Below are 250 nucleotides of genomic sequence, written 5' to 3' on the forward strand. Positions count from 1 at the left end.
TCAACGGGCATAATCTCGGCCGCTATTGGAATATCGGCCCGCAGAGGCGGCTCTATTGCCCGGCTCCGTGGCTCAAGCCTGGCGACAACACGGTGTTGATCTTCGATCTGCATCAGTTAGAAGCGAAGCCGGTCAGTCTGGCATCGACCCTCTCATAGGCCGCCAGATACTACTGGCGACAATTCAATCGTCAGAACCTGAAATGGATCGAGGCGAATCGTTTGCGGGCGGTCTGCGTCCCATAGCGTCG

1 protein-coding gene is annotated in these 250 nt (G+C 57.2%); it reads left to right on the forward strand.

Annotated elements, in window-relative coordinates; genetic code table 11:
* On the forward strand, window positions 1-158 hold a 158-nt coding region (locus SB753_RS39815; RefSeq protein ID WP_410805515.1), incomplete at its 5' end, for a hypothetical protein.
* Window positions 159-250 lie beyond the last annotated feature (92 nt).

The sequence above is a fragment of the Paraburkholderia sp. SIMBA_053 genome, from assembly GCF_046534895.1.
In the GTDB taxonomy this organism is placed as follows: Bacteria; Pseudomonadota; Gammaproteobacteria; order Burkholderiales; family Burkholderiaceae; genus Paraburkholderia; species Paraburkholderia caledonica.